15 protein-coding genes and 2 pseudogenes are annotated in these 21219 nt (G+C 62.6%); 11 read left to right on the top strand and 6 right to left on the bottom strand.

The window, feature by feature from the left end; genetic code table 11:
* The first annotated feature begins 32 nt into the window (after window positions 1-32).
* The 5 genes from CSW62_RS14075 (at window position 33) to CSW62_RS14055 (ending at window position 8501) form a co-directional block, all read left to right on the top strand.
* Window positions 33-407, top strand: coding sequence for a CopG family transcriptional regulator (locus tag CSW62_RS14075; RefSeq protein ID WP_369827474.1), 375 nt, complete (start codon window positions 33-35; stop codon window positions 405-407).
* Window positions 408-575: 168 nt separating this feature from the next.
* The gene (locus CSW62_RS14070) at window positions 576-1700 is read left to right on the top strand and encodes a hypothetical protein (protein WP_143324400.1); all 1125 of its coding nucleotides are present in this window, start codon (window positions 576-578) and stop codon (window positions 1698-1700) included.
* Window positions 1693-5160, top strand: a complete 3468-nt coding sequence (locus CSW62_RS14065; RefSeq protein WP_158235444.1) for a DUF4062 domain-containing protein — start codon at window positions 1693-1695, stop codon at window positions 5158-5160. Before CSW62_RS14070 ends, CSW62_RS14065 begins: the two co-directional genes overlap by 8 nt.
* Before the next feature lie 106 nt (window positions 5161-5266).
* Window positions 5267-6910 carry an RNA-directed DNA polymerase gene (locus tag CSW62_RS14060; protein WP_099578794.1) on the top strand — a complete coding sequence of 548 codons (1644 nt, stop codon included), beginning with the start codon at window positions 5267-5269 and terminating at the stop codon, window positions 6908-6910.
* Window positions 6903-8501: a DNA polymerase gene (locus CSW62_RS14055; protein ID WP_158235443.1), complete on the top strand. Its 1599-nt coding sequence runs from the start codon at window positions 6903-6905 to the stop codon at window positions 8499-8501. Before CSW62_RS14060 ends, CSW62_RS14055 begins: the two co-directional genes overlap by 8 nt.
* Window positions 8502-9356: 855 nt before the next feature.
* Here CSW62_RS14055 and CSW62_RS14050 read toward each other — a convergent pair.
* The 5 genes and pseudogenes from CSW62_RS14050 to CSW62_RS14035 form a co-directional block, all read right to left on the bottom strand.
* Window positions 9357-10928 carry an IS66 family transposase gene (locus tag CSW62_RS14050; RefSeq protein WP_099578790.1) on the bottom strand — a complete coding sequence of 524 codons (1572 nt, stop codon included), beginning with the start codon at window positions 10926-10928 and terminating at the stop codon, window positions 9357-9359.
* A gap of 69 nt (window positions 10929-10997) precedes the next feature.
* A complete protein-coding gene (gene tnpB / locus CSW62_RS14045; protein ID WP_099578787.1) occupies window positions 10998-11351 on the bottom strand; it encodes an IS66 family insertion sequence element accessory protein TnpB in 354 nt (117 codons plus the stop codon).
* A complete protein-coding gene (locus tag CSW62_RS26970) occupies window positions 11348-11530 on the bottom strand; it encodes a hypothetical protein (protein WP_233206686.1) in 183 nt (60 codons plus the stop codon). Before CSW62_RS26970 ends, tnpB begins: the two co-directional genes overlap by 4 nt.
* A 6-nt stretch (window positions 11531-11536) precedes the next feature.
* A pseudogene (locus CSW62_RS27480) lies at window positions 11537-11767 on the bottom strand (transposase); the annotation flags it as partial.
* A gap of 43 nt (window positions 11768-11810) precedes the next feature.
* Window positions 11811-12377, bottom strand: coding sequence for a Crp/Fnr family transcriptional regulator (locus CSW62_RS14035; protein WP_099578783.1), 567 nt, complete (start codon window positions 12375-12377; stop codon window positions 11811-11813).
* Between the two features lie 338 nt (window positions 12378-12715).
* Here CSW62_RS14035 and CSW62_RS14030 point away from each other — a divergent pair.
* Together CSW62_RS14030 and CSW62_RS14025 are read left to right on the top strand one after the other, a co-directional pair.
* Window positions 12716-13343, top strand: a pseudogene (locus CSW62_RS14030) (site-specific integrase).
* A 655-nt stretch (window positions 13344-13998) separates the two neighbouring features.
* The gene (locus CSW62_RS14025; RefSeq protein WP_143324399.1) at window positions 13999-14760 is read left to right on the top strand and encodes a hypothetical protein; all 762 of its coding nucleotides are present in this window, start codon (window positions 13999-14001) and stop codon (window positions 14758-14760) included.
* A 77-nt stretch (window positions 14761-14837) separates the two neighbouring features.
* Here the strand turns inward: CSW62_RS14025 and CSW62_RS14020 are convergent, their stop codons facing one another.
* On the bottom strand, window positions 14838-15173 hold the full coding sequence (locus CSW62_RS14020; RefSeq protein WP_143324398.1) for a hypothetical protein: 336 nt from the start codon (window positions 15171-15173) through the stop codon (window positions 14838-14840).
* Window positions 15174-15898: 725 nt separating this feature from the next.
* On the opposite strand from CSW62_RS14020, the gene CSW62_RS14015 reads away from it, so the two are divergent.
* From CSW62_RS14015 to CSW62_RS14000, 4 genes are all read left to right on the top strand, one after another.
* On the top strand, window positions 15899-16456 hold the full coding sequence (locus CSW62_RS14015) for a hypothetical protein (RefSeq protein ID WP_158235442.1): 558 nt from the start codon (window positions 15899-15901) through the stop codon (window positions 16454-16456).
* 172 nt (window positions 16457-16628) lie between these two features.
* Window positions 16629-17255, top strand: coding sequence for a site-specific integrase (locus tag CSW62_RS14010; protein WP_099578774.1), 627 nt, complete (start codon window positions 16629-16631; stop codon window positions 17253-17255).
* Window positions 17256-17573: 318 nt separating this feature from the next.
* Window positions 17574-19076 (top strand): ATPase domain-containing protein, encoded by a 1503-nt coding sequence (locus tag CSW62_RS14005; protein WP_099578773.1) that lies wholly within the window; start codon window positions 17574-17576, stop codon window positions 19074-19076.
* Window positions 19069-21108, top strand: coding sequence for a PAS domain-containing hybrid sensor histidine kinase/response regulator (locus tag CSW62_RS14000; protein WP_099578771.1), 2040 nt, complete (start codon window positions 19069-19071; stop codon window positions 21106-21108). Before CSW62_RS14005 ends, CSW62_RS14000 begins: the two co-directional genes overlap by 8 nt.
* Window positions 21109-21219 lie beyond the last annotated feature (111 nt).

Genomic DNA, 21219 nt, shown 5'->3' with positions numbered 1-21219 from the left:
AGACGAAGGTCTTCCTGTCCCGGGAGTCGGTCTTGGCCCTGGACGCGGCGTCGCGGCGGATGAAGCGGTCCAAGTCGGAAATCGTTCAAGCGGCAGTGGCTTCGTACCTATCGGCTGATAGTGGGGAGGTCGCCGAGGCGGCCATGACCCGCCGTCTGGACCGGATCACCCGAGAGGTCGAGCGGCTGGCCCGCGACGTCACCATTTCCAACGAGGCTATCGCGCTTTTCGTGAAAGCCTGGCTGACCGCGACCCCTAGTTTGGCGGCGGGGGACCAGAAGGCGCAAAACGCCAAGGGACAGGAGCGCTACGCGGGGTTTCTGGAGGCATTGTCCCGGCGGCTGGCGTCAGGTCGATTGTTGTGCAGGGAGGTCCTGGATGATCGCGATTGGAAGGGGGAGAGCTGACTCTTCTCAGACCTTGAGAAGGGCTGCTGATGGTCGGCTTGCGCGCGAACCAGTCTTCGCCCGAGCTGATGGTCCAATCCGGGCGAGAGCGACCGTGTTTGGCGTACCCGGAATGAAAGCTTGAGCGTTGGCTTGCGGCGGTGCGACGCTGTAAGCATGGGTTGCATCATGGGAAAAAAGCAGCACCAGAAGCGCGCCAAGGCCAAGGGGCCCGCCGGCGACGCCAGGGCGGACGCCTCGCTGCTGACCGATGCGGGCGGCTACGATTGGGGCTGGCCGCGCACGGAGATGGCCGCCGCCAATCTCGAACTCATCCGGCGCCTTAGCGCGGGCGGGTTTAGCGGATGCGCCTATGGACTCATGTCGCCCGACGGGCCGCCTTTCCTCAGCTTGGTGGGAACCAATCTGGCGGGCATGAAGTCGGCCATGGCACTGATCCGCGAGTGGAGCGACGCGGTCGGGCCCAACGCGCTGCAGCTGGAAATCCTGCTCGACGATCCCGGCTACGCGATCGCGCTGTCCCAGCAGCCCGATCTGCTACGTCTGCGCCTGACGGGCCTGGACACCGTGCTCCAGCCGATGCTGATGACCACGAGTGTCATGAAGACCTTGGACACCCGCCACCCCTTCCTGCAGCAGTTGGCGCAATACGCCAACGAGCCGATCGCGCCGATCGTGCTGACGGTGGCGCAACAGCCCCCCTCTCGACCGGGCACCCTCATCAGCACGATCGGCTTTCGCCCCGACCACGCCAACGCAATCATGCTGCCGGGCTTGAACATCTATGCGCGGGCGGAGGATCGGCCGGCCTTCTCGGCGGTGAGGGGCCGCCATGAGCCGCCGCCGGAACTAACCAAACGCTTTCCCGACCCCGACCAGTCGCCCCAGGCCCTGGCGCGGCAACGCGAGCGTCGCCTGAAGGCCGCCTTGCCCAAGACCCTGCACGTGCTGCGCCATCGCCAGGACGGCAAGGCCTTGCTCGATAGGGCCAAGGCGGCGGGCTGTGCGCCCTGGCAAGCCGAGCAGGCCGTGTGCAATCTGCGCGTCCCGGATTTTTTGGCCTATCAACCCAACGGAAAGGCCAAGCGGCTGGCGATGCTGGATAAGATCAGATCGGTGATTGTCGAGCCGGCGTCCACGTCCTTCTGGCCGGAAACGATCGAACTCGAGGCGGTCCTTGAGCAAGCTAAGCTCGATGCGGCTTTTCTGGTCCGCAGGCTCGACAAAGACGCCAAGGTTTCCGGAATTCTGGCCGACCTGAATGCACAGTTGCGCGAGCTTGGCCATGGCTGAACACACCGCGACCATGGCCCTGTCGGACCGGCTCCAGGTCTTCATCAGCTCGACGATCGCCGAATGCGCCGCTGAGCGCGAAGCCGCGCGTCGTGCGATCCTAGGCCTCAACTTCACGGCCGTACAGTTCGAGCGGGAGGGCGCTCGAGCCGAGGCACCCCGAGCCTTCTACCTGCGCAAGCTTCAGGGTGCCCACATCGTCGTAGCCATCTACCGAAACGCCTATGGTTGGATCGACGAAGCCAAGGGCATGATGATCTCCGGGCTCGAGGACGAGTACCGCGAAGCCGTGCGGCTCGAAAAGGATTTGCTGGTCTACGTCCTCAAGCCGCCTGTAGACCGCAACCCGCGGCTGGCGTCGATGCTGGACGAGATCATGTCCGGCCCCAACACCCTCTACTTCTACGAAGAGGGGGAAGATCTCGAAGCGCGTATTCGCGACGACATCACAGCGCTCGTCTCGCGCCAGGTCGCGCAGTTCCAGAGCGCGGACTCGTCCGTCGGTTCGGCGAGCGCCTTGCTGGAGCGCATCTTCCGCGGCAGCCCGTTCCGTATTCGTCGGACCGGGCTCCTGGAACACCTGACCAAGGCGGCGGCCTTGGGGCGGATCGTCTGGGTCAACGGCGTGGCCGGGGCCGGCAAGACCGCGCTGGCGGCCGAATGGGCCGCCGAACGGTCTGCGCCCTACGTCAACGCGCGGGGCCTGGATCCCCGGGCGACCTTGGTCGAGATGGTTCGCGCCTTGGGCGTGGCCGACGGCGCCGAACTTGCCGCGCCGGTTTTCGACGACGCCCGTGCGCTGCTGTTTTCGCGATGGGCGTCGGCCACCCGCTGGCCGATCGTCCTGGATGATCCCGACGACGTGGAGGCGGTGTGGTCGGTGCTGAGCGAGTGCTTGGCGACGAGCGGCACGGGCTCGGTCGTTATCGTGGTCCGCGACGTCGCCGCCCACCTCCCCGGCGAGCGCGTCGAGGTCAGCGCCTTTACGCCTGATGAACTAGCGGCGCTGGAGGCTATCGCCGGATCGACCGTTCCGGCCAAGCCCGGCGATCTGCCCATCGCAGTGCGCAGGGCGGCCGGTGGCTCTTCGCCTATCCAGAGTTTCGACGTGCTCGACGCGGGGGCCCGCGAGCTGCTTGGCTATATGGCGTTGTCGCCCACGCCACTGGCGCTCTCGGACCTTGCCGCATTGGTCGGCGGCCCGGTCGGCGCGGCCACCGCCATCGTCGACAAGCTCGAACCGATGGCCGATGTCCTGATCGAAACGCCCGCGGGCTTTGGCTTCGTCCACGAGCATTATCGCGAGGGCCTCGTCGCGCGGCTCGGCGATCACCCCCAACTGCGCGCGCTGCTCTTGGATCGTTTGGCCAAGCAGCTTGCCCGAACGGGGCGCGCCTGGGCGGCCTTCGCGCTCCGACGCTACGATGATCCCCAGCTTGCCGAGCGACTGGCCAACCGCACCGTGCGGGAGGCGGCCTTCACCGGTTCAACCCGTCACCTCGTAGACGCCTTGGAGTTCCTGGCGACCTACTACCGAGACCGGGCCGAACATGGTCCGTTGATCTCGGTGTTACTGTCGCTGGCCGATGCCAAGGCCCATCAAGGCCGTCCCGCCGAGGTTCCCGTCTTGCTCGAGGAAGCCTCCTCCATCGCTCGGACGATCGGCGATGCGGAAGCGGAGCGGACGATCGACGTGCTGCAGGCTTCGATCGCCTTGCGCCGCACACCGACCGTGGCGAACTTGGCCCGCATTCGCCAACTGGGCCAAGCGGCCAAGGACGAGGGGCGGCTCGATGACTATGGCCGTCTCCTCATCGAGGAGGGCGTGGCGCTTCTCAGCGCCAACGAGGTGGACGTCGCCGCGCCAGCCTTCCGGTCCGCCCGCGAGATCTTCATCGATCTCAAGGACGCCTACGGCGTCGATACCGCCACGCGCAATCTCATTGGCGCGCTCTCCATCTCGCCGGACGGAGCGGCCGAATCCGAACGTCTGCGCGCCACGCTCGGCGGCGAGCAGAACTCGCCGCGCTATCGCGCCTGGTTGTGCAACCTCCTGGTTCCCAAGTTGCGGCGCGAGAAGCGTTTCGCCGAGGCCGAAGCGATGGCCAACGAGGCCGTGGCAATCGGCGAGTCCCTGGGTGACCAATATCTCGTCGCCATCAACCAGACCATCCTGGGCAACGTCCTGCGCGAGGGCGGCCGGATCGACGAAGCAATCAAGGCCTATAAGCTTTCCGGCCAAAACGGTCAGAAGATCGGGCGCATTGATATCGAGGGTCGCAGCTCCCGACTCCTGGCGTTGACCGAGAACGAGGCGGCCGAAGCCTCCAGCGGTGCCGAAAGACGAGCCCATGCCGAGCGCGCCGAGCAATACGCCATCCACGCCGCGGGTTTGTTCGCCGACAGCTTCGCCTGGTCCGAATATGGTTTTGCCCTCGAAGAGCGCGGCGACGCCCGACGCTGGCAAGACCGCATGCCCGAAGCGATCGACGACTATGCCGACGCCGTGGCTTCCTACCTGAAGGCCGACGACCAGGACGAGGCCTCGCGGTTGCTGCGTTTCTTGGCGGCGGCGTTGAAGGATGTGGAGAGCGCCCCGCAGATCATGGCGCGCGCATTTGGAACCGCGCTTGACGCGAAGGCGCTGGGAAGGAGCGGGGTGTGGGTCGAGGCGCTCAAGGTCGCGCTCGAACACTGCCCTCGCGCGGTCGCACCCCATGTATTGGGCGTCCTGGTCAGGAATTTCGACCTCGGCGTCGACGATTGGTGGTTCGCCAATTTCACACGCTGCCTGCTTGCGGCTTCCCAGATGCGCAACCTGACAACAAGGCCGGCGCTGGGCTCGTTGTTGTTGCTGGCGGTCCTCGGCTTTAGTCGCCATCGGCAGTTTTCAACGCAGGACCTCCTGACCCTGGCGTCGCTGTGTATCAGCGACTTCGATCGGCTGATTATTCGTCATCGGCCAAACGATGACTTCATCCAGGTCATCCATCTGGGAAAGGACGAACGGGTTCTCTTCACCATCCGGGACGAGGGAAAACGCGCCGAATCCATCTTTGTGGCCCTCTGCATCGGGTCCTTTCTGGACGCCTTCGGCGACGAGCTGGCCGATATTCTCTTCGCAGACGGCCCTGCCGAAGGCGCGGTCATCGACGTGATGATTTTCGCCCAGGCCAACGAGTCCGAGCACGTGTCCAAGTTTTTCGCCGAGGGGCTGAAGGATAAGGCGGTGGGCACGGCCAGGATCGAACCTGAAGGCGACGAGGAAACGCCGATTGTCATGTACGTGCGGCCTGACGCCACCATACAGCTGCAGGCCAACGAAGAGCACAGCTCCGAGCTTGAGTTGATGTTGATGCGTTTCCTGCAGGAGGTTGTGCATGCGACGCTCGGCAAGACCGTCGACGATGAGACGTTCGGCGCCAAACTTCGCGACCTGCTCATGCAGGTCTTCCGCTGATCGTCTGGGCGGCGCGCCCGCCTGCACCCCCGCCCTCGTTGAGGAGACCGGTCGCGCTTGAACGTCACGCGTTCCCGCTGGTATCTGTGGTGTAGGGGGAGGCGCTTTGACGATCAGCTTAGGAACCATTTCGTTCGACGAGGCGATCCTGCTGCGGCAACTCCGGCAGGACATGCGCGACGACTGGTTCCCGGACGCCTTGGGCTATGAAGACCTGATGCGATCTGGCGATCCGCGCAGTCGCATAGAGCAGAACTTCACCGCCAATCATGGCCGCTACGTCCCCACGTCACGCGACGTGTTCAACATCCCCAAACCAAACTTCACGGTTCGCTACGGCCTAGAAACGAGCATCTGCGACCGGGTTGTCTATCATGCGTTGGCGTCGTCGATTTCGGTCCATATCGACCCACTGATCCCGCCAGTCATTTATAGCCACCGACGCGACCCTCATCGACGAGATGAGCGTTACTTCTTCCGGAGAAGCATCGCGGCTTGGCAGGACTTTGTCGGCTCGGTCCGCGCAGACTTGCAGCCCGGGGAGCAGCTCCTATCGACAGACCTGACCAACTATTTCGATAACATCGATTTGGTGAAGCTCCGCGACCTGCTTTCAGATCTCATTACACAGGCGAACTGCAGTCCTGCGGAAAAGGCGCAACTTCGAAGCGAAGTGACGTTGTTGTTTCAGCTCCTGCAAGACTGGACGTTCGAGATCGGAAGAGGGTTGCCTCAAAACCGTGACGCCTCTTCATTCTTGGCGAATGTCTACATGCTGCCCATCGACCTTGCGATGCGGGGGAAAGGGTATCGGTATTTCCGATACATGGACGACATCAAGATCATTTGCCCGGATGTCTACGCAGCCCGACGCGCCCTGAAGGACCTGATCGTCGAGTTGAGAGACCGCGGCCTTGCCGTGAACTCCAAAAAGACAACGATCTGCGCTGTAGAAAACGTTGAAGCGGTGAACGATTGTCTTGATGCTGGGAGTCCCGACATCTCGCATTTGGACGCCCTGTGGGCGACTCGCTCGAGACAGGTGGTCGCAAGGTCGTTTCCGCTCCTCAGGCAACTCACTGAACGAGCTCTCCGGGAGGGCGATGGGGAGCGGATCGATACTCGGGAGTTTCGATACTGCATGAATCGAATGGTCATGCTTGCGACCTGTTCGGAGTTTGCGGTTCCCTCAGCCTACTTCGAGCCAGTGACCCGGCTGGTGATCGAGAGACTGGCGGACCATCCGGCTGCAACCGATCAGTTTGTGCGCTATCTGCGCGCGGTTCCGTTGGGCCAGGCTGAGCAGGATGGGGTCGCGCACTACCTCTTGGATGACCATCGCTCACTATACGGCTGGCAGAACTATCGCCTTTGGAAGCTGATGGGACAGCGCGGCTTCGCCAGACCGGATCTGATCGCGAGGGCAAGGACAGTTATCGCAGAGAAGGACGATGGCGCGAGCCGAGCAGGAGCAACCCTCTACCTGGGCTGCCTTGGTGCCGATGAAGACCGTGAACACGTGGCGGCGAGGTTCGGAAGCCTCCGATCTTTCCTTGGGCAGCGAGCGGCTCTAGTCGCTTTGCAGGGAGTGCCATTCGCTCCGGCTATTCGGGACCATGTCGCACCGCATGTTCGCGCCGACCTGCATGGTGTCTACCGGGCACTCAACCGGCGTGAGCGAATTTATTTCTCGCCGTTGGAGTCTACCTCCATCAGTCAGATAATCGATGCGGAGCGGGATTATGCGTGATGCCGCTGTTCTCGCATACCTCCCTGACCCGTTCGGCTTGGAGCGGGCCGAATTCTTCCTGTCCGAGGCGGCGGGCCAGTCCCGCCGGGTCGCAGCGGCTGAGGTAGCTGAAACTGCAGTCCCGATAGTGACTGTAGAAGCTGCCCGCTTGATTACTGAACTCCGTTCGCTGGGGGTCGCTCCACCTCCGGACCTCATCGATCTCGGCGAAGCGCTCCGCCTTCTGCGCGGTAAGGCCAAGAACGACGGGGGAGCCAAAGCTGCTGATCCATGGCGCATGTTGAAGCAGACTGCCTCAGGGGAGCCGTCCGAGGCAGCCACCGCGTCGTTTCAAAAGATGTTTGTTTCTGAGACGGAATGGCCCGGCGAAGCAGAGCGTTTAGCAGTCGCTGAACAGGTGCTCGCCGTGCTTAGAGCAGCATGGCACGCGGCTCTCGACGAGCTGGACGATTGCGGAGAGCTGCAGCGCTTTGATGGCGTTGAACGTCCGGTAGCGCAGGTTTTTTACGGTCGCCAGAGCGCCGGGATCAGCGTGGACCTAGCGAAAATCGATACCCTGATCTCGGTCGCTGACCGCGAAAAATACACCGCCTACAATCGCATCGCCGAGACTTTGGGCGTCAGCCCGTCTGGACTGACCTTCCGCAACGTGGGGCCTTGGCTGGAGCGGACCGATGCAGCCCATCTTACTCCGCACGTCTCGGCGGCAAACTTCGAAGAATACGTTCGCTTGGCGGCGACATATTCCACTTTCGCAGCCCAGCTTGTCACCTTGGTACGGGCGACCCGCGATCTCCGTGCCTTGGCTAGATTGCGAGGAGACGCTGCAGGTGTAGTTCGGCCAGAGTTCCAGATCATGGGAACGGTGACAGGACGGATCCTCGTCTCAAACCCCGCCCTTCAGCAGATGCGCCGCAGTTATCGGGACGTTCTCACCGCCGGGCCTGGGAAACGCTTGGCCTATCTCGATTTCGCGCAGTTTGAGCCTGGTATCCTTGGATCCCTCGCAGCGGATCGGCAGTTTCTGGAGAGATACAACGCCGGCGACATTTACCGCGAACTCGCCATCGCTCTATTCAACACTGCTGATCGGAGAGATGTCGCCAAGCGAATGTTCCTGTCGTTCAGCTATGGGATGTCGCCTGACAGGATTGTAGACATCCTCGGCGGTGGGGCGCGGGCGGAGACTCTAGCCGCCTTTCAGGCGTTCGTTTCGGAGTTCCCAGGCTTGATGCGCTTCCGCAAGGCGATGGAAGACGCACTTCAGCAATCAGGCCACGTGGAGACGGCGCTGGGAAATCGCCGATACCGCACGAGCAACGGTGAGCTGCGGCACGACGAGCGGCGCTGGGCCGCCAGCCAAGCAGTGCAAGGAACAGCCTCGCTGATTTTCAAGGAGGCGGTCCTTCGATTGACTGAGCAACTCGGAGCGCAGGTTGTGATGCTGCCCATGCATGATGCGCTCCTGCTGGAGCTTCCCGAAGAGACCTATGATGCCGACGTTGAGGTCGCAGAACACGCAATGCTTTCGGCGCTCCACAACCGTTGTCCGGGAGTCAGTGGTCGAGTGGTCGTTGCCGATCACTTCTGAAGCATTCCGGTGCTGTCGCGGGCGCGACCTCAGCTTCCTGTGTCTCCAAAGGCAGCAACGGGTCGTTACCCCTCGCGCGTCTTGATGCTGAACGTCCGGTTCCTGGAACTGGCCCAACGTCCGTTAATGGCGCGACCCAGCCGGCGATGCGGACCTTCGGATCGGCAGGAAGGGGTGGATTGCAGCCCTAACCTCAAAAGGTGAAGGCCGGCGCCAACGGGACGCTCGAGCACTTTAGAGGGCATGCATGGCCCTCTTTCAGTCGACATTCGCCGGGCGAAGGCGCGAGCCAGGGTTGCCGTTGCCATAGCGCGCGCCACCGGACACAAGGCAGAAGAAGCAATGGCAAAGGCTAAGGCCGCGCGGGCACGCGCCGCTGCGACAACCGCGCGGATGGTTGAGTTGAGGCTGGAAGCGCGACAAATTCGACTGGCGATCAAACGAGCGGCTGACTTGGCGCTCTGAATGTCTCAGATAGGTCGGGTCCGGAATTGGTGACCGCGCCAGTGACCGGCCATTGGCCGCCATGCCCACAGCGGACAGGGCGAAGGTCAGCTAAGGGTGGTTATTGGTCGCTATCTTTTGATGATGCAGAGCGCATAACGTGAAGCTAGACCGTTCGTGCTAGATGCTATTTCCGGCCGTTATCCCAAGCGCGCTGTGCTGACGTTCGGCGGTCACCATGTAGCACTCGCAAGCCTCCGCCATTAAAGCGGGCCGGTCAACGACAGTGATTTTGCCTCGCCGATACCCAATGAGGCGTGCATCCCTCAATGCGATGCAGATACTAGTAACCGTTGTACGCTGCACGCCCGTAAGCGTGGCTTTTCCACCCTCTGGGCGAGGGCTTGACGGTCAGGGCGTGGGGTTGGAAGCTTTCCATGCCCATGGCGTGAGCTCATCCAGGCGGCTATTGGGCCATTGATTGACGAGCTTGGTGAGGACGTCGGTCAGGTAGGCCTGCGGATTGACGCCCGAGAGCTTGCAGCACTCGATGAAGGTGGCGATGCAGGCCCAGGTGTGGCCGCCCTCGTCGGAACCGGCGAACAGGGCATTTTTCCGATTGAGGGCGATGGGTCGCATCGCTCTCTCGACCGTATTGGTGTCCATCTCCAGATGCCCATCGTCGAGGAACCGGCATAGGCCGTCCCAATGACGCAGGCCATAACGGATGGCCTCTGCGGTCTTGGAGCTTCCGGGCAGAGACTTGAGCTGATCGGTAAGCCAGACCTTGAGGTCATCGACCATGATCTTGCTGCGGCTTTGCCGAGCGGCCTTGCGGATTTCAGGCGCCTGGCCACGAACATCGGCCTCCACGGCATAGAGCTGAGCGATCCTGACCAGAGCCTCGGTCGCGATCGGCGCCGAGCCGGCTTTGACCAGATCGTAGAAGCGCCGCCTAAAATGGGTCCAGCAGTGGGAGAGCAGGATGCTGTTGCCCCGCGCCTTTGCCAAGGCCTTGTAGGCGCTATAACCATCCACTTGGATGACGCCGGAGAAGTCCTTCAGAAGTTCCAGGGCATGCTCGGTCCCGCGCCCAGGCGCATAGGTATAGACGACCGCCGGCGGCTCCTGCCCGCCCCAGGGCCTATCGTCCCGGGCGATCGCCCAAAGATAACTGACCTTGGTTCGACCTCGCCCTGGGTCCAGGACCGGTGCGGTCGTCTCATCGGCGAACAGCCTGGCTGAACCCAGCAGCATCTTGCGCATCAACCACCAGAGCGGCTTCAACTCGGCGGCGGCGTAGCCAACCCAGAAGGCCAGGGTCGAGCGGTCAATCACGATGCCCTGCCGGGCCAGAGCCTGGGACTGCCGATAGAGAGGGACGTGGTCGGCGTATTTGTTGACCAGCACCTGGGCGACCAGGGCCTCGGTCGGCAGCCCACCCTGGATCAGCCGGGCCGGGGTCGGAGCTTGGACGATCTGGCCCTCGCAAGCGCGGCAGGCGTATTTCGGGCGGCGCGTGACCAGAACGCGGTGCACGGCGGGGACAATGTCGAGCCGACGCGACGTCTCTTCGCCGATCTTGTGCATACCGCCCGCGCAGCACGGGCAGGCGATGCTCTGTGGCTCGATCACCACCTCGACCACAGGCAGGTCGCTGGGCAAGGACGGACGATTTTCACGCCGCTCGCGCGTGCGCTCGGCCTTCAGGCTGGGCGAGGCCTTCTCGCCCTCAGCCTGGGCCTCGGCGATCGCTTGCTCGATATCCTCAAGCGCCAGCTGGAGCTGTTCTGGATCCAGCTTCTCCGAGCCGCGGCCAAATTTCAGGCGGCGCAACTGGGCGAGCAAATGCTCAAGGTGGGTGACGTTGGCCCCCAGCCTGACGTTTTCGATCTGAAGTTCGGCCCGCTCGGCGCGCAGGGCCAGAACCTCGGCGCGCAGCGCGTCCATGTCCCCCGGCAAAGCGTCGCAAACCGTTTCCATACATAGGTTTTAGCAAAGTTTTCGACGCTTGAGGCGCCCTTGCGAACACCCTGATTCAACTTGTCGCAGTCATCGAACCGCCGTCGGCCTGACCGTTCTGGGCGCATGGACCCGCGTCCAATCAAGGCCTTCAACAAGAGCCCCTGCCTGCGCCGCCGACAACCTCATGACCCCATCGCTGATCGGCGGCCATTTGAACGCGCCCTGATCCAAGGCCTTCCAGAACAGGCAAAGACCCGTTCCGTCCCAACTGAGGATCTTGATCCTGTCAGCGCGTTTGGCCCGGAAGATGATCAGCGTTCCGCAGAACGGATCTTGCCGCAGAACCTCCTTGGCCATCGCCGCCAAGGCCTCCGCGCCGCGCCGAAAGTCCACTGGCCTAGTCGCAACCAAGACCCGCGTCCCAGGCGGCAACCCAATCATGCTGCGGCCTTCAGCGCGCCAATTACCCTGACCAGCAACTTCAGATCCGTCGCGTCCGTCACCCGGATCAGCGCCCCAGCGATCTCAACCTCAACACCGCCGCTCGGCCTGCGCCCAAGCCCCGCGCCTGCCACGCCAACCGCAGCGCCGGATTCCAACACCACCTGCGCGAAGGTCATCTCATCGTCCACGGGCAACACAAGCCGCCCCGTTCTAGCCGCCTTGCGCCACAGGAATAGGTGCTGGGGACTTATCCCGTAGCGCCGGGCTACCTCCGTGGTCGTCGTGCCGGCCGCGAACGACGCCGCGACAATCTGGCCCTTCTGCTCGGCCGTCCAACGACGACGTCGCTCTACCCCATACTGCACATCCGCCCGACCTTCCGACCCAGCATGTGCCAATATATCCACGTCCATATATGCAAACCTAACCCGCCACTCGCCGGCAAGGTGACCCAATTCAGCCGACACACAAGGTGGGGTAAAAGCCGCGCTTACGCACGCCCAGCATAACGGAGAGGTACTCCTGGGTGAGCGGGACCTGGGGACCGCCCACGCGGTCTTGGGTCATCAACAACCACTTTGCCAAGCGCGCCCGGCCAGAGTGGGTGGCGTTGCATGCCGCCGATTGCTGCGCTTGGGCAAGGGTTAGGTCGACGTGCGTAATGACCAAGTCCAGTAGGGTCGTACTTTGCGCGATCTCGCTTCTCAGCGTGCTAGCTGGCAACTGGAGCGCAGAGCCGCCGACCTGAGCAAATGCACGACAAGGGGCTGGTAACCGGCTGAGACCAGATATTAGGCCCACGACACCTTCGTGCCCAATCGTCTCGCTCTCAATGCCGTTTGCCGGCAGAAGAGGTGTAACCACTGACATCACAGCGGACGTAGGGAAGTAAATAAACCGGACCTCATCCCCCGCTTCGTAGATCGACTGGCCCTGCCTGAAAATGATTTCTGACATGGATGGGCTAAGGCGTGCGAAGTCATCAGCGCTCAACGCTGAGATAAAAGAGTTTTTGAATTGCATGGATAGCGTTCGAGGCCGCCGTTAGCGTCGTGTGACGCTTCACTCGGTCTTTGGGTTATTGCTACGTTACACTATTTCAACCCGAACCACTATAGCTGAGTCTCTTAAGTGATGTGCAACTAAGGCTGCCGGTGACGCACCGGGACGGCGCGTCCAACCGTCTCACGATCGCCAAGCTCATAGACCGCAACGTCCGAACCCTCCCAGACGTCAACGTCTGCTCTGGGTCGATTGTGTTGAAAAAGTCAGGTTGGCGAATTACTGGCTGCATTTTCAGCACGAACACTCAGACGTGGTAGAGTGAACCGAGGGGAGTAGCCAATTCGCAGGAGGCGAACATGGCTCAATTTGATCTTTTCCTTCCGCCTAAGCGCCCTTGGAACACGGGCCGCATCATCGGCCCCAAGCCGCCGTTTAAGCCCAGGCACATCTGGGGAATACGACAGCAGCTCAAAGCGAACGGGCGAGTCCGCGACCTCGCCATGTTCAATTGCGCAATAGACGCCAAGCTCAGAGGATGTGACCTGGTGAAGCTCCGCGTCAGCGATGTGGCGCCGGGCGGTACCCTCCGTGCACGCGCCACTAACATCCAGCAGAAAACCGGACAGCCAGTCCCGTTCGAGATCACCGAGCCCACAAGGAGACGCTTTGGCGATTTGGCTGAAGGTGCGCGGACGGCGCAGCGACGACTGGCTGTTTCCAAGCCGCAGTCGACCAGGCGATCACGTCAGCACGCGACAGTACGCACGCCTCGTCGACAAATGGGTGTCGATGATCGAACTCGAGCCCCGGGCGTACGGCACACACAGCCTCCGCCGAACGAAGGTGGCGCTGATCTACAAGAAGACCGGCAACCTGCGCGCATGCCAGCTTCTACTCGGACACAGAAAGCTCGAGAGCACGGTCCGATACCTTGGCATCGAGGTCGACGACGCGCTGGAGATGTCCGAGCAGATCGACCTCTAGCGGATCAACCCAGCAGCTTTAGCGCGCTCTGAATGCACGACGCGCCTCCACTGAACGTCTCGTTCCTGGAGGCGCGCCAACGGCAGCAGTTGGCGCAAGCCGGCCGGCTACCCGGACCTTCGGATCGGCTGAGTAGGGTCGTCAGCGGACTTCATCGGCGCTCGGTAAATGCCGGTAGGTGCGCGCACGAAGGCCCTTAAGTGAAGTCATGCATCGTGTCGGTCAGCCAAGCGCTATGCCAGCGATTGGGTACCAGATGATGACGGGACGGCGAACCTAGGCCAGCCTCTTCCATATCAGCCACGCGCGCGATGTCTGTCGCAGACTTGGACGACTGCACGACGACGAGCGTCTCGAAGCGGTCGTGAAGCGCACCCGCATCAAACCACTCAAGTCGCCGATAGCAAACACCCGTAGCGTTTTCCGGCGCGGTTGACCGGAAGGCTTCACCTCTGCAGGCCGGTAGAGCGAGTGCGGCGAGGCCGATCAGGAGCGTCGCGGCTCGATACGCTCGGTTCTTTCTCATGACCGCAGGCTAGCGCTTCGGCCGAGGTCCGCAACGGGTGGAAGCGCGACGTTGACGGCGATACAGCGGCCGCCTGTACTTAGCTTTATGAAGACTGGGTGCGTTGGCCGTTGGGCCGTATCGATCGCAATGGCGCTGCTAGCGCTTGCTCCGGGCGCCATGCAGGCGTCGGCGGCCGAAACTTGCGCTTTTCCGACGCCGCCTCGCGTCATCGCCAACGAGGGCGTGAGCAGCGCCAAGGGCTCACGGCTCCTTCAAGTCTGGGATGTTCCCGAAGCGCGGATTTACTGGACGACGGCGGACCCGGCAGATCCAGCCTTTCGAACCTTCGTCGCCGACGTGGCAAAACGCGTCCCGTCGACCGATCCCGTCCGGCTGCTTCGGACCTCGCCGGCCTGGGACAATCCACGACTGAAGCAGGGCAACGCCTTGGTGGCCGGCCGGGCTAGCGAATGGATTCGTCCAGCCGGTTGCCTGGAGAAGCTGCTGCTATCGGTGCAGCACGGACGCGTAAACCTCTTCGAGCGTCCGACCGAGTTCGCCGCTCTAGTATTGCGCTCGCCCGAGCGCGACCGGCTGCGGATCTACTACCTCACGATCAATGAGGACGGGATCGGCCGCATGTCGCCGCTCACAGCGCCCGCAATGGTCGACATCAAGGCTGGCTGGCGCATGGAGATCATGTTGCACAATCACAGCTTTCACCCGGGTCAGCCATCGCTCGACGGCGTGTTGGCGCCAAGCGAAGCGGATGCCCAGTTCATGGCGAACTTCGCGGCAGACGCTGGTCTGCAAGCTGCCTGGATCACAAACGGCCTGCACTCCAGCCGTATTCCCGCGTCGGCCTTTGGATTGTTCACAGCTCCCGCCGAGATAAACCCCTCAAAGTGAGGCTGTGGAGCGTTAGGAGACAAGCCGGCGACCTGACGCCTTAAAAGTCTCAAAAGGGTGGCGAGCGGACGTCGGCCCTACCGTGAAAAATCAATCAGCGCCGGCAATTCCAACTGCTTGGAGGCAGTGTCGAACTCGGGCTTTCGGAGCGGCCCAACGATAACCTCGGGATTGTCTCCCCACCCGCGCCGTTCCTCGGCAACGCGACGGAAATAGAAATATTCATCGCGACCCGCGCGATGCCGCGCAACGACGATGTACGTCGCGTTTCCGCCAGCGGCAAACACATCCGGACCGGGCAAGCCGTCAATCGCGCATCCCTCGTTGGGACCGTCCGGACAGCGGAATAACGCTCGCTCATTACTGTCAGCGACGTACATCACGTAGAAAGGGCCACTGACCTCTCGGGCCATGGGGGAGCAGCCGACCATGAGGACGGTCGAAAGGCCTACGATCGCTACGCGTGCTCCAAACATAGCGAACGCGTAGCAGACGTTCCGGCAGTCAAGGAAGGGTGGTGAGCGGACTCTAAGTGCCGAAGACGCGGACTGGTTTCCACTCGTCCAACCGTTGCTCCAGCCAAGCAGCCAGCGCCCCTAAATAGCGAGCCCGATCAAGTCAAACCTGGACAATCCCACCGAGCCAGTTCGGATTACGTTCCACGAAGCTGATCACGCTAGACTTCCTGTCACGCTTGACCCGCAGCAACAAGACCGAACAAGATGCAGGTACGAGAGCACGGGGGATGACCACCAAGGGCGGTCCGGAAAATGCAGCGCGATCAACGGCTTTCCATCATGCTAGCTAAGAACGCCAGGGCAGATCGATATACTTATGTGTATTGTGCAGCGATCTTGCTTTTGATGCTTTTTGACTTCCATAGCATGCTTAGGCTGCCAGTATCCTTACACCTTTACGAAGGCCTGGTTTCCCTACTTGCTATTTTTGGATCCATAATATTCCGCCGCGCTGGTCTACCGCTTCACGTCTTTACCGCGGCAATTGTCGCCTGTTGCTTCTACATCATTTGCACTCATCCCATGTGCAGGGATCCGTGGTTCTGCCGAGCAGAGAGGGTCGAGGCGAGGCGTGGGGAAATTGTCGACGAGGTCAGACCGCTACGTAGGGAAGGGACCCGGTGGGCGTAGCCCACTATCGAGGACAGGCCAACTCAGTATTGGCTATGGACATCGACTGCCGCATTGTCTTCAGCATGAGCCTGATTAGCCTTAAAGCCACCGCTGTGTTCGCGTGTGCGAGCCTAAGCCTTGCGGCGTGTTCTAGTGCGGAACCACCTGTCGCGCAGGTTGACGCGCAAGCGATCCTGCCCGCCGCTGGCCTAAAGAAGACGGACTTCATCCGGCACTACATGCTGATGACGGTCCACGCCGGCGATGAGCTTCCATTCACCACCTCCGGTGAACCGCCCAAGCTGGACGCGCCTCGAAGAGTATGGGTTGCCGTGTTCGTGCGAACGCCAAGCGTATGGACGTCTGCGCCAGCGGGAGTCCATGTGGTGCGCGAGCGAGATCAGTTTCCCGAATACTTCCATGGAGGCTGTCAGGTCGTGAATTTGATCTCCGACGCCACTACGGGAAAGACGCTGTCCAGTTGGTGCAACATTGACACTGGGGATCCGAGCGACGGGCCGACACCAATTCCTCATTTCAACGCCGAGAACTCGCCCTTCCGTTAGCGCAAAACAGCCGCACGACGAGTCTGCGATGGGTCGAAAGCCGTCAACAGCGCCAACGAGGCAATGTCCTGAGTCCGGCGGCCCGTAATGTCCGCTGCGCGCAGCCGGAGCGCCCCGGGCCTAGACGTGGTAGAATGAACCGAGGGGAGTAGCCAATTCGCTGGAGGCGGACATGGCTCAATTTGACCTCTTCCTTCCACCAAAACGTCCTTGGAACACTGGCCGCATCATCGGCCCTAAGCCGCCGTTCAAGCCCAGACACATCTGGGGGATACGACAACAGCTAAAGGCGAACGGGCGAGTCCGCGATCTCGCCATGTTCAATTGCGCCATCGACGCCAAGCTCAGGGGCTGTGACTTGGTGAAGCTACGTGTCAGCGATGTGGCGCCAGGCGGGGCGCTGCGAGCGCGCGCCACGATCATCCAGCAGAAGACCGGGCAGCCGGTTCCGTTCGAGATCACCGAGCCCACCAGAGACGCCTTGGCGGTTTGGCTGAAAGCGCGTGGACGGCGCAAGGACGACTGGCTGTTTCCCAGCCGCAGTCGACCAGGCGATCACGTCAGCACGCGGCAGTACGCCCGACTTGTCGATAAGTGGGTGTCGATGATTGAGCTCGAACCCCGGGCTTACGGCACGCATAGCCTCCGCCGCACAAAGGTGGCGCTGATCTACAAGAAGACCGGCAACCTGCGCGCATGCCAACTGCTACTTGGACACAGGAAGCTCGAGAGCACGGTCCGATACCTTGGCATCGAGGTCGATGACGCGTTGGAGATGTCCGAGCAGATCGATCTCTAGCGGATCAGCCCCGTCTTTACGCGGTTCGAGTGAACGGCGCGCCTCCACTGAAGGTCGCGTTCCTGGAGGCGCGCCAATGTCAGCATATGGTGCCCAACCGATCTTCCCCGAGCAGCCACAACGCATAGCTCAAGGCCATGATGGATTGGCGCCCGGTAACTTCCGGTTCGCCTGTATCTGGCAGGACCAAGTAGGCGCCGTCATCTACAGGCTGCTCGTCCAACCCGCTTCGGCGCCTTGCACTGAACTTAGCCTTGGCTTCGGCGTTGAACCGCTGTGCGCCGCTAAGGGGGCCGGCGCGTTCTCTGCGGAGCGAGCATGTCTGAAGCCAAGGTCGAGACCCGTGTCAGCACTGGAGTGCCCGGGCTTGACGAGATCCTGGGCGGCGGCCTGACGCGCGATCGCATATATCTGGTCGAGGGCACGCCGGGCTCGGGCAAGACCACCCTGGCGCTGCAATTCCTGCTCAAGGGCCGCGAGCTGGGCGAGAGCGGGCTCTACATCACCTTGTCGGAGACCGAACCGGAGCTGAAGGCCGCAGCCGCGAGCCACGGCTGGTCGCTGGACGGTATCGACCTGTTCGAACTGGTCAGTGAAGAGGGCCTGGATCCCGACAGCGAGCAGTCGGTGCTGCACCCGTCCGACATCGAGTTGGGCGAGACCACGCGCGGGGTGATGAAGCAGGTCGAGGAGACCAAGCCGCTACGCGTGGTGTTCGACAGCCTGTCGGAGATGCGGCTGCTGGCCCAGAACCCGCTGCGCCACCGCCGCCAGATTCTGGCGCTGAAGCACTTCTTCGCCACCCGAAGATGTACAGTCCTGTTGCTCGACGACCAGACCGCCGAGGACGGCGACCTGCAACTGCACAGCATCGCCCATGGCGTGATTAGCCTTCGCCGGATGACCCAGGAGTACGGCGCCCAGCGTCGCCAGCTCGAGGTCGTCAAAATGCGGGGCATCAAGTTCCGTGGCGGCTTCCACGACTTCTCGCTCGACACCGGCGGCATCCAGGTGTTCGAGCGCTTGGTGGCGGCCGACCATTCAGCGACCTTTGTCCAGGAGATGGTGTCCACCGGCGCGCCCGGCATCGACGCTCTGATGGGCGGCGGGCTTTCGCGGGGCACCAACACCCTGATCAGCGGCCCATCCGGCGTGGGCAAGACCACTACCTCGGTGCGCTGCGCGCTGACCGCCCTCGAGCGGGGCGAGACCGTCGCCTACTACCTGTTTGACGAAGGCCTTGTAACGCTTCTGGCGCGCTCCAAGGCGTTGGGCATGGACCTGAAGCCCTATATCGACAACGGCCGTCTGGTGGTCCGCGCTATCGATCCGGCCGAACTGTCGCCGGGCGAATTCGCCTTCCACGTTCGTGACGCGGTCGAGCGGTTCGGCGCACGCACCATCGTCATCGACAGTCTCAACGCCTATCTGCAGGCCATGCCCGGGCAGAAGTTCCTGCTGCTGCAGATGCACGAGCTGCTGACCTATCTCAATCAGCAGGGCGTGGTGACTCTGCTGATCCTTGGTCAGCACGGCTTCATCGGCGAGGTCCGCAGCGACATCGATCTCAGCTATCTCAGCGACGGCATCCTGCTGTTCCGCTTCTTCGAGGCCGCCGGCTCGGTGCTGACGGCGATCTCGGCGGTCAAGAGCCGCACGGCCGCCCACGAAAAGACCATCCGCGAGATCCGCCTGACCGAGCACGGCATCGAGGTAGGCCAGGCGCTGACCGATTTCCAGGGCGTGATGTCCGGCCTGCCGTCCTACCAGGGCAAGATTGACATGCTCGGTGAGGAGAATGCTCGGCCGGTTGATGCCTAAGCCGATCCTCATCTTGGCGCCGAGAGGGCGCGACGCAGCGGTGATCGCCGAGACCTTGGCCAATGTCGGTCAAGCCTCACGGATCTGCGCCGACCTCGAGACGCTGACGCGGATGTTGGGCGACGAGGCTGGCGCGGCGATCCTCACCGAGGAGGCGCTGGCTCAAGGCGTCACCGAAGCTCTGACCGGATGGTTGGCTGGCCAGCCCGCCTGGTCGGACTTCCCATTCATTGTCCTGGTCACCAAACAGCCTGGAAAGCGAGCCCACGCTGACGCCGAACGTCTTAAGGCTATCGGCAACATCGTGCTGCTGGAGCGGCCGATCAACGCCGAGACCCTGATCAGCGCCGCTCATTCGGCGATCCGCGTCCGCCATCGCCAATACATCGCCCGCGACCATCTGTACGCCCAGTCCAAGGCCGAGGAGCAACTGCGTTTCGCCCTGGAGGCCGGCAAGCTGGGCGAGTGGGATCTGGATGTCGACAGCGGCGCTCTGACAACTTCGGTGGCGACACGCGCGCATTTCGGACACGAACCGGATCAGCCCCTGACCATGGCCGGTATCGAGGCCGCCGTGCATCCGGAAGACGAGGCTCTGCGCGCGGGCGCTGTGGACGCTTCCATCGCGCGTGGTGAGGACTACGACGTCGAGTATCGGATCTTCTGGCCGGACGGCTCGCTGCACTGGGTGCAGGTGCGCGGTCGACTTAACCGACTTCAGACCGGCGAACCGCGCCGGATATCGGGGATCAGCCTCGACATCACCGCCCGCAAGACCGCCGAGGCGGAGCTGCGGCTGCTCAACGAGACGCTTGAAGAGCGCATCGCCGACAGCGTTCGCGATCTCCAGCGCGCCAACGAGCGCCTGCTGGCCGAAATCAGCGAGCGTGAGCAGGCCCAGGCCGCGCTGGTCCAAGCCCAGAAGATGGACGCCATCGGCCAGCTGACCGGCGGCATCGCCCACGACTTCAACAACCTGCTGACCGCCATCGTCGGCAATATCGACATGATCGAGCGGCGCAGCGACGACGAGCGGGTCAAGCGTATGGCCGCCAACGCTCGCGAAGGCGTGGAGCGCGCCACCAAGCTGACCGCTCAACTCCTGGCTTTCTCGCGCAGCCAGCAGTTGGACTTGCAGCCGGTGGAGGTCGATGCGCTGATCATCGGCATGGACGATCTGCTGACCCGGACCCTGGGCCACACCGTCGAGGTGCGCACGGCGCTGGCCGCCGGCGCGGCGCGGGCCAAGGCCGACGCCAACCAACTGGAACTGGCGGTGCTGAACCTGGCCATCAACGCCCGCGACGCCATGGGCGACGGCGGCACGGTGACCGTCTCCAGCCGGATCTCCGACGAGTGGCACGAGGGTCTGCAGCCCGGCGACCACATCGTGATCGCCGTAAGCGACACCGGCCACGGCATTCCCGAGGCGCTACTGCAGAAGGTGTTCGACCCCTTCTTCACCACCAAGAGCGTGGGCAAGGGCACAGGACTGGGCCTCAGCCAGGTCTATGGCATCGCCACCCAGTCGGGCGGCACCGTGCGGATCGACAGCACCGTCGGCGTCGGCACGACGATCGAGATTTGGCTGCCGATCACCGAGGCCGGCGATCGTATCCGACCCAGCGACATACCGCTGAACGAGACCCCGCTCAGCGAAGGCGAGCGCGTCCTGGTGATCGACGACGATCTCAGCGTCCGCCGTTTCCTGGTCCAGTGCCTGCGATCGCTGGGCTACCGCGTCACCGAAGCGTCGGGTGGGCAGGAGGGATTGGCGCGCCTGGTCGAGGATCGGCCCGACCTGATGGTCGTCGACTTTGCCATGCCAGGCATGGACGGCGCCCAGGTCGCCAGGCGGGCGCGGCAGGTCATTCCGTCCCTCGGCATGCTGCTGATCACCGGCTATGCCGACGCTGGCGCGATCCGCGAGCTAGTCAATTCCGAAGCCGTTCTGCGCAAGCCATTCAAGGTCAGCGATCTAGCTGTGGCTGTTCGGAAAGCGCTGGACGAGCGCGCTGTCGTCGTAGGTTAGGAGAAGCCGCACAAGGTCGCCTGGATCTCAGCCTTGTGCGACTGGGTGCAACAGTTGGGTTTGTGGCGCATATTGGCCACGTAACCCAATTGAGATCGTACTGATGTCCAT

The sequence above is a fragment of the Caulobacter sp. FWC2 genome, assembly GCF_002742625.1.
Classification (GTDB): domain Bacteria; phylum Pseudomonadota; class Alphaproteobacteria; order Caulobacterales; family Caulobacteraceae; genus Caulobacter.
This window is presented reverse-complemented; position numbering and strand designations above follow the sequence as displayed.

Coding starts and splice junctions, on each gene's coding strand:
- CSW62_RS14070 (WP_143324400.1), top strand. CDS start 576: ATGGGAAAAAAGCAGCACCAGAAGCGCGCCAAGGCCAAGGGGCCCGCC.
- CSW62_RS14065 (WP_158235444.1), top strand. CDS start 1,693: ATGGCTGAACACACCGCGACCATGGCCCTGTCGGACCGGCTCCAGGTC.
- CSW62_RS14055 (WP_158235443.1), top strand. CDS start 6,903: ATGCGTGATGCCGCTGTTCTCGCATACCTCCCTGACCCGTTCGGCTTG.
- CSW62_RS14050 (WP_099578790.1), bottom strand. CDS start 10,928: ATGGAAACGGTTTGCGACGCTTTGCCGGGGGACATGGACGCGCTGCGC.
- tnpB (WP_099578787.1), bottom strand. CDS start 11,351: ATGATTGGGTTGCCGCCTGGGACGCGGGTCTTGGTTGCGACTAGGCCA.
- CSW62_RS26970 (WP_233206686.1), bottom strand. CDS start 11,530: ATGACCTTCGCGCAGGTGGTGTTGGAATCCGGCGCTGCGGTTGGCGTG.
- CSW62_RS14035 (WP_099578783.1), bottom strand. CDS start 12,377: ATGCAATTCAAAAACTCTTTTATCTCAGCGTTGAGCGCTGATGACTTC.
- CSW62_RS14025 (WP_143324399.1), top strand. CDS start 13,999: ATGGCGCTGCTAGCGCTTGCTCCGGGCGCCATGCAGGCGTCGGCGGCC.
- CSW62_RS14020 (WP_143324398.1), bottom strand. CDS start 15,173: ATGGCCCGAGAGGTCAGTGGCCCTTTCTACGTGATGTACGTCGCTGAC.
- CSW62_RS14010 (WP_099578774.1), top strand. CDS start 16,629: ATGGCTCAATTTGACCTCTTCCTTCCACCAAAACGTCCTTGGAACACT.
- CSW62_RS14005 (WP_099578773.1), top strand. CDS start 17,574: ATGTCTGAAGCCAAGGTCGAGACCCGTGTCAGCACTGGAGTGCCCGGG.
- CSW62_RS14000 (WP_099578771.1), top strand. CDS start 19,069: ATGCCTAAGCCGATCCTCATCTTGGCGCCGAGAGGGCGCGACGCAGCG.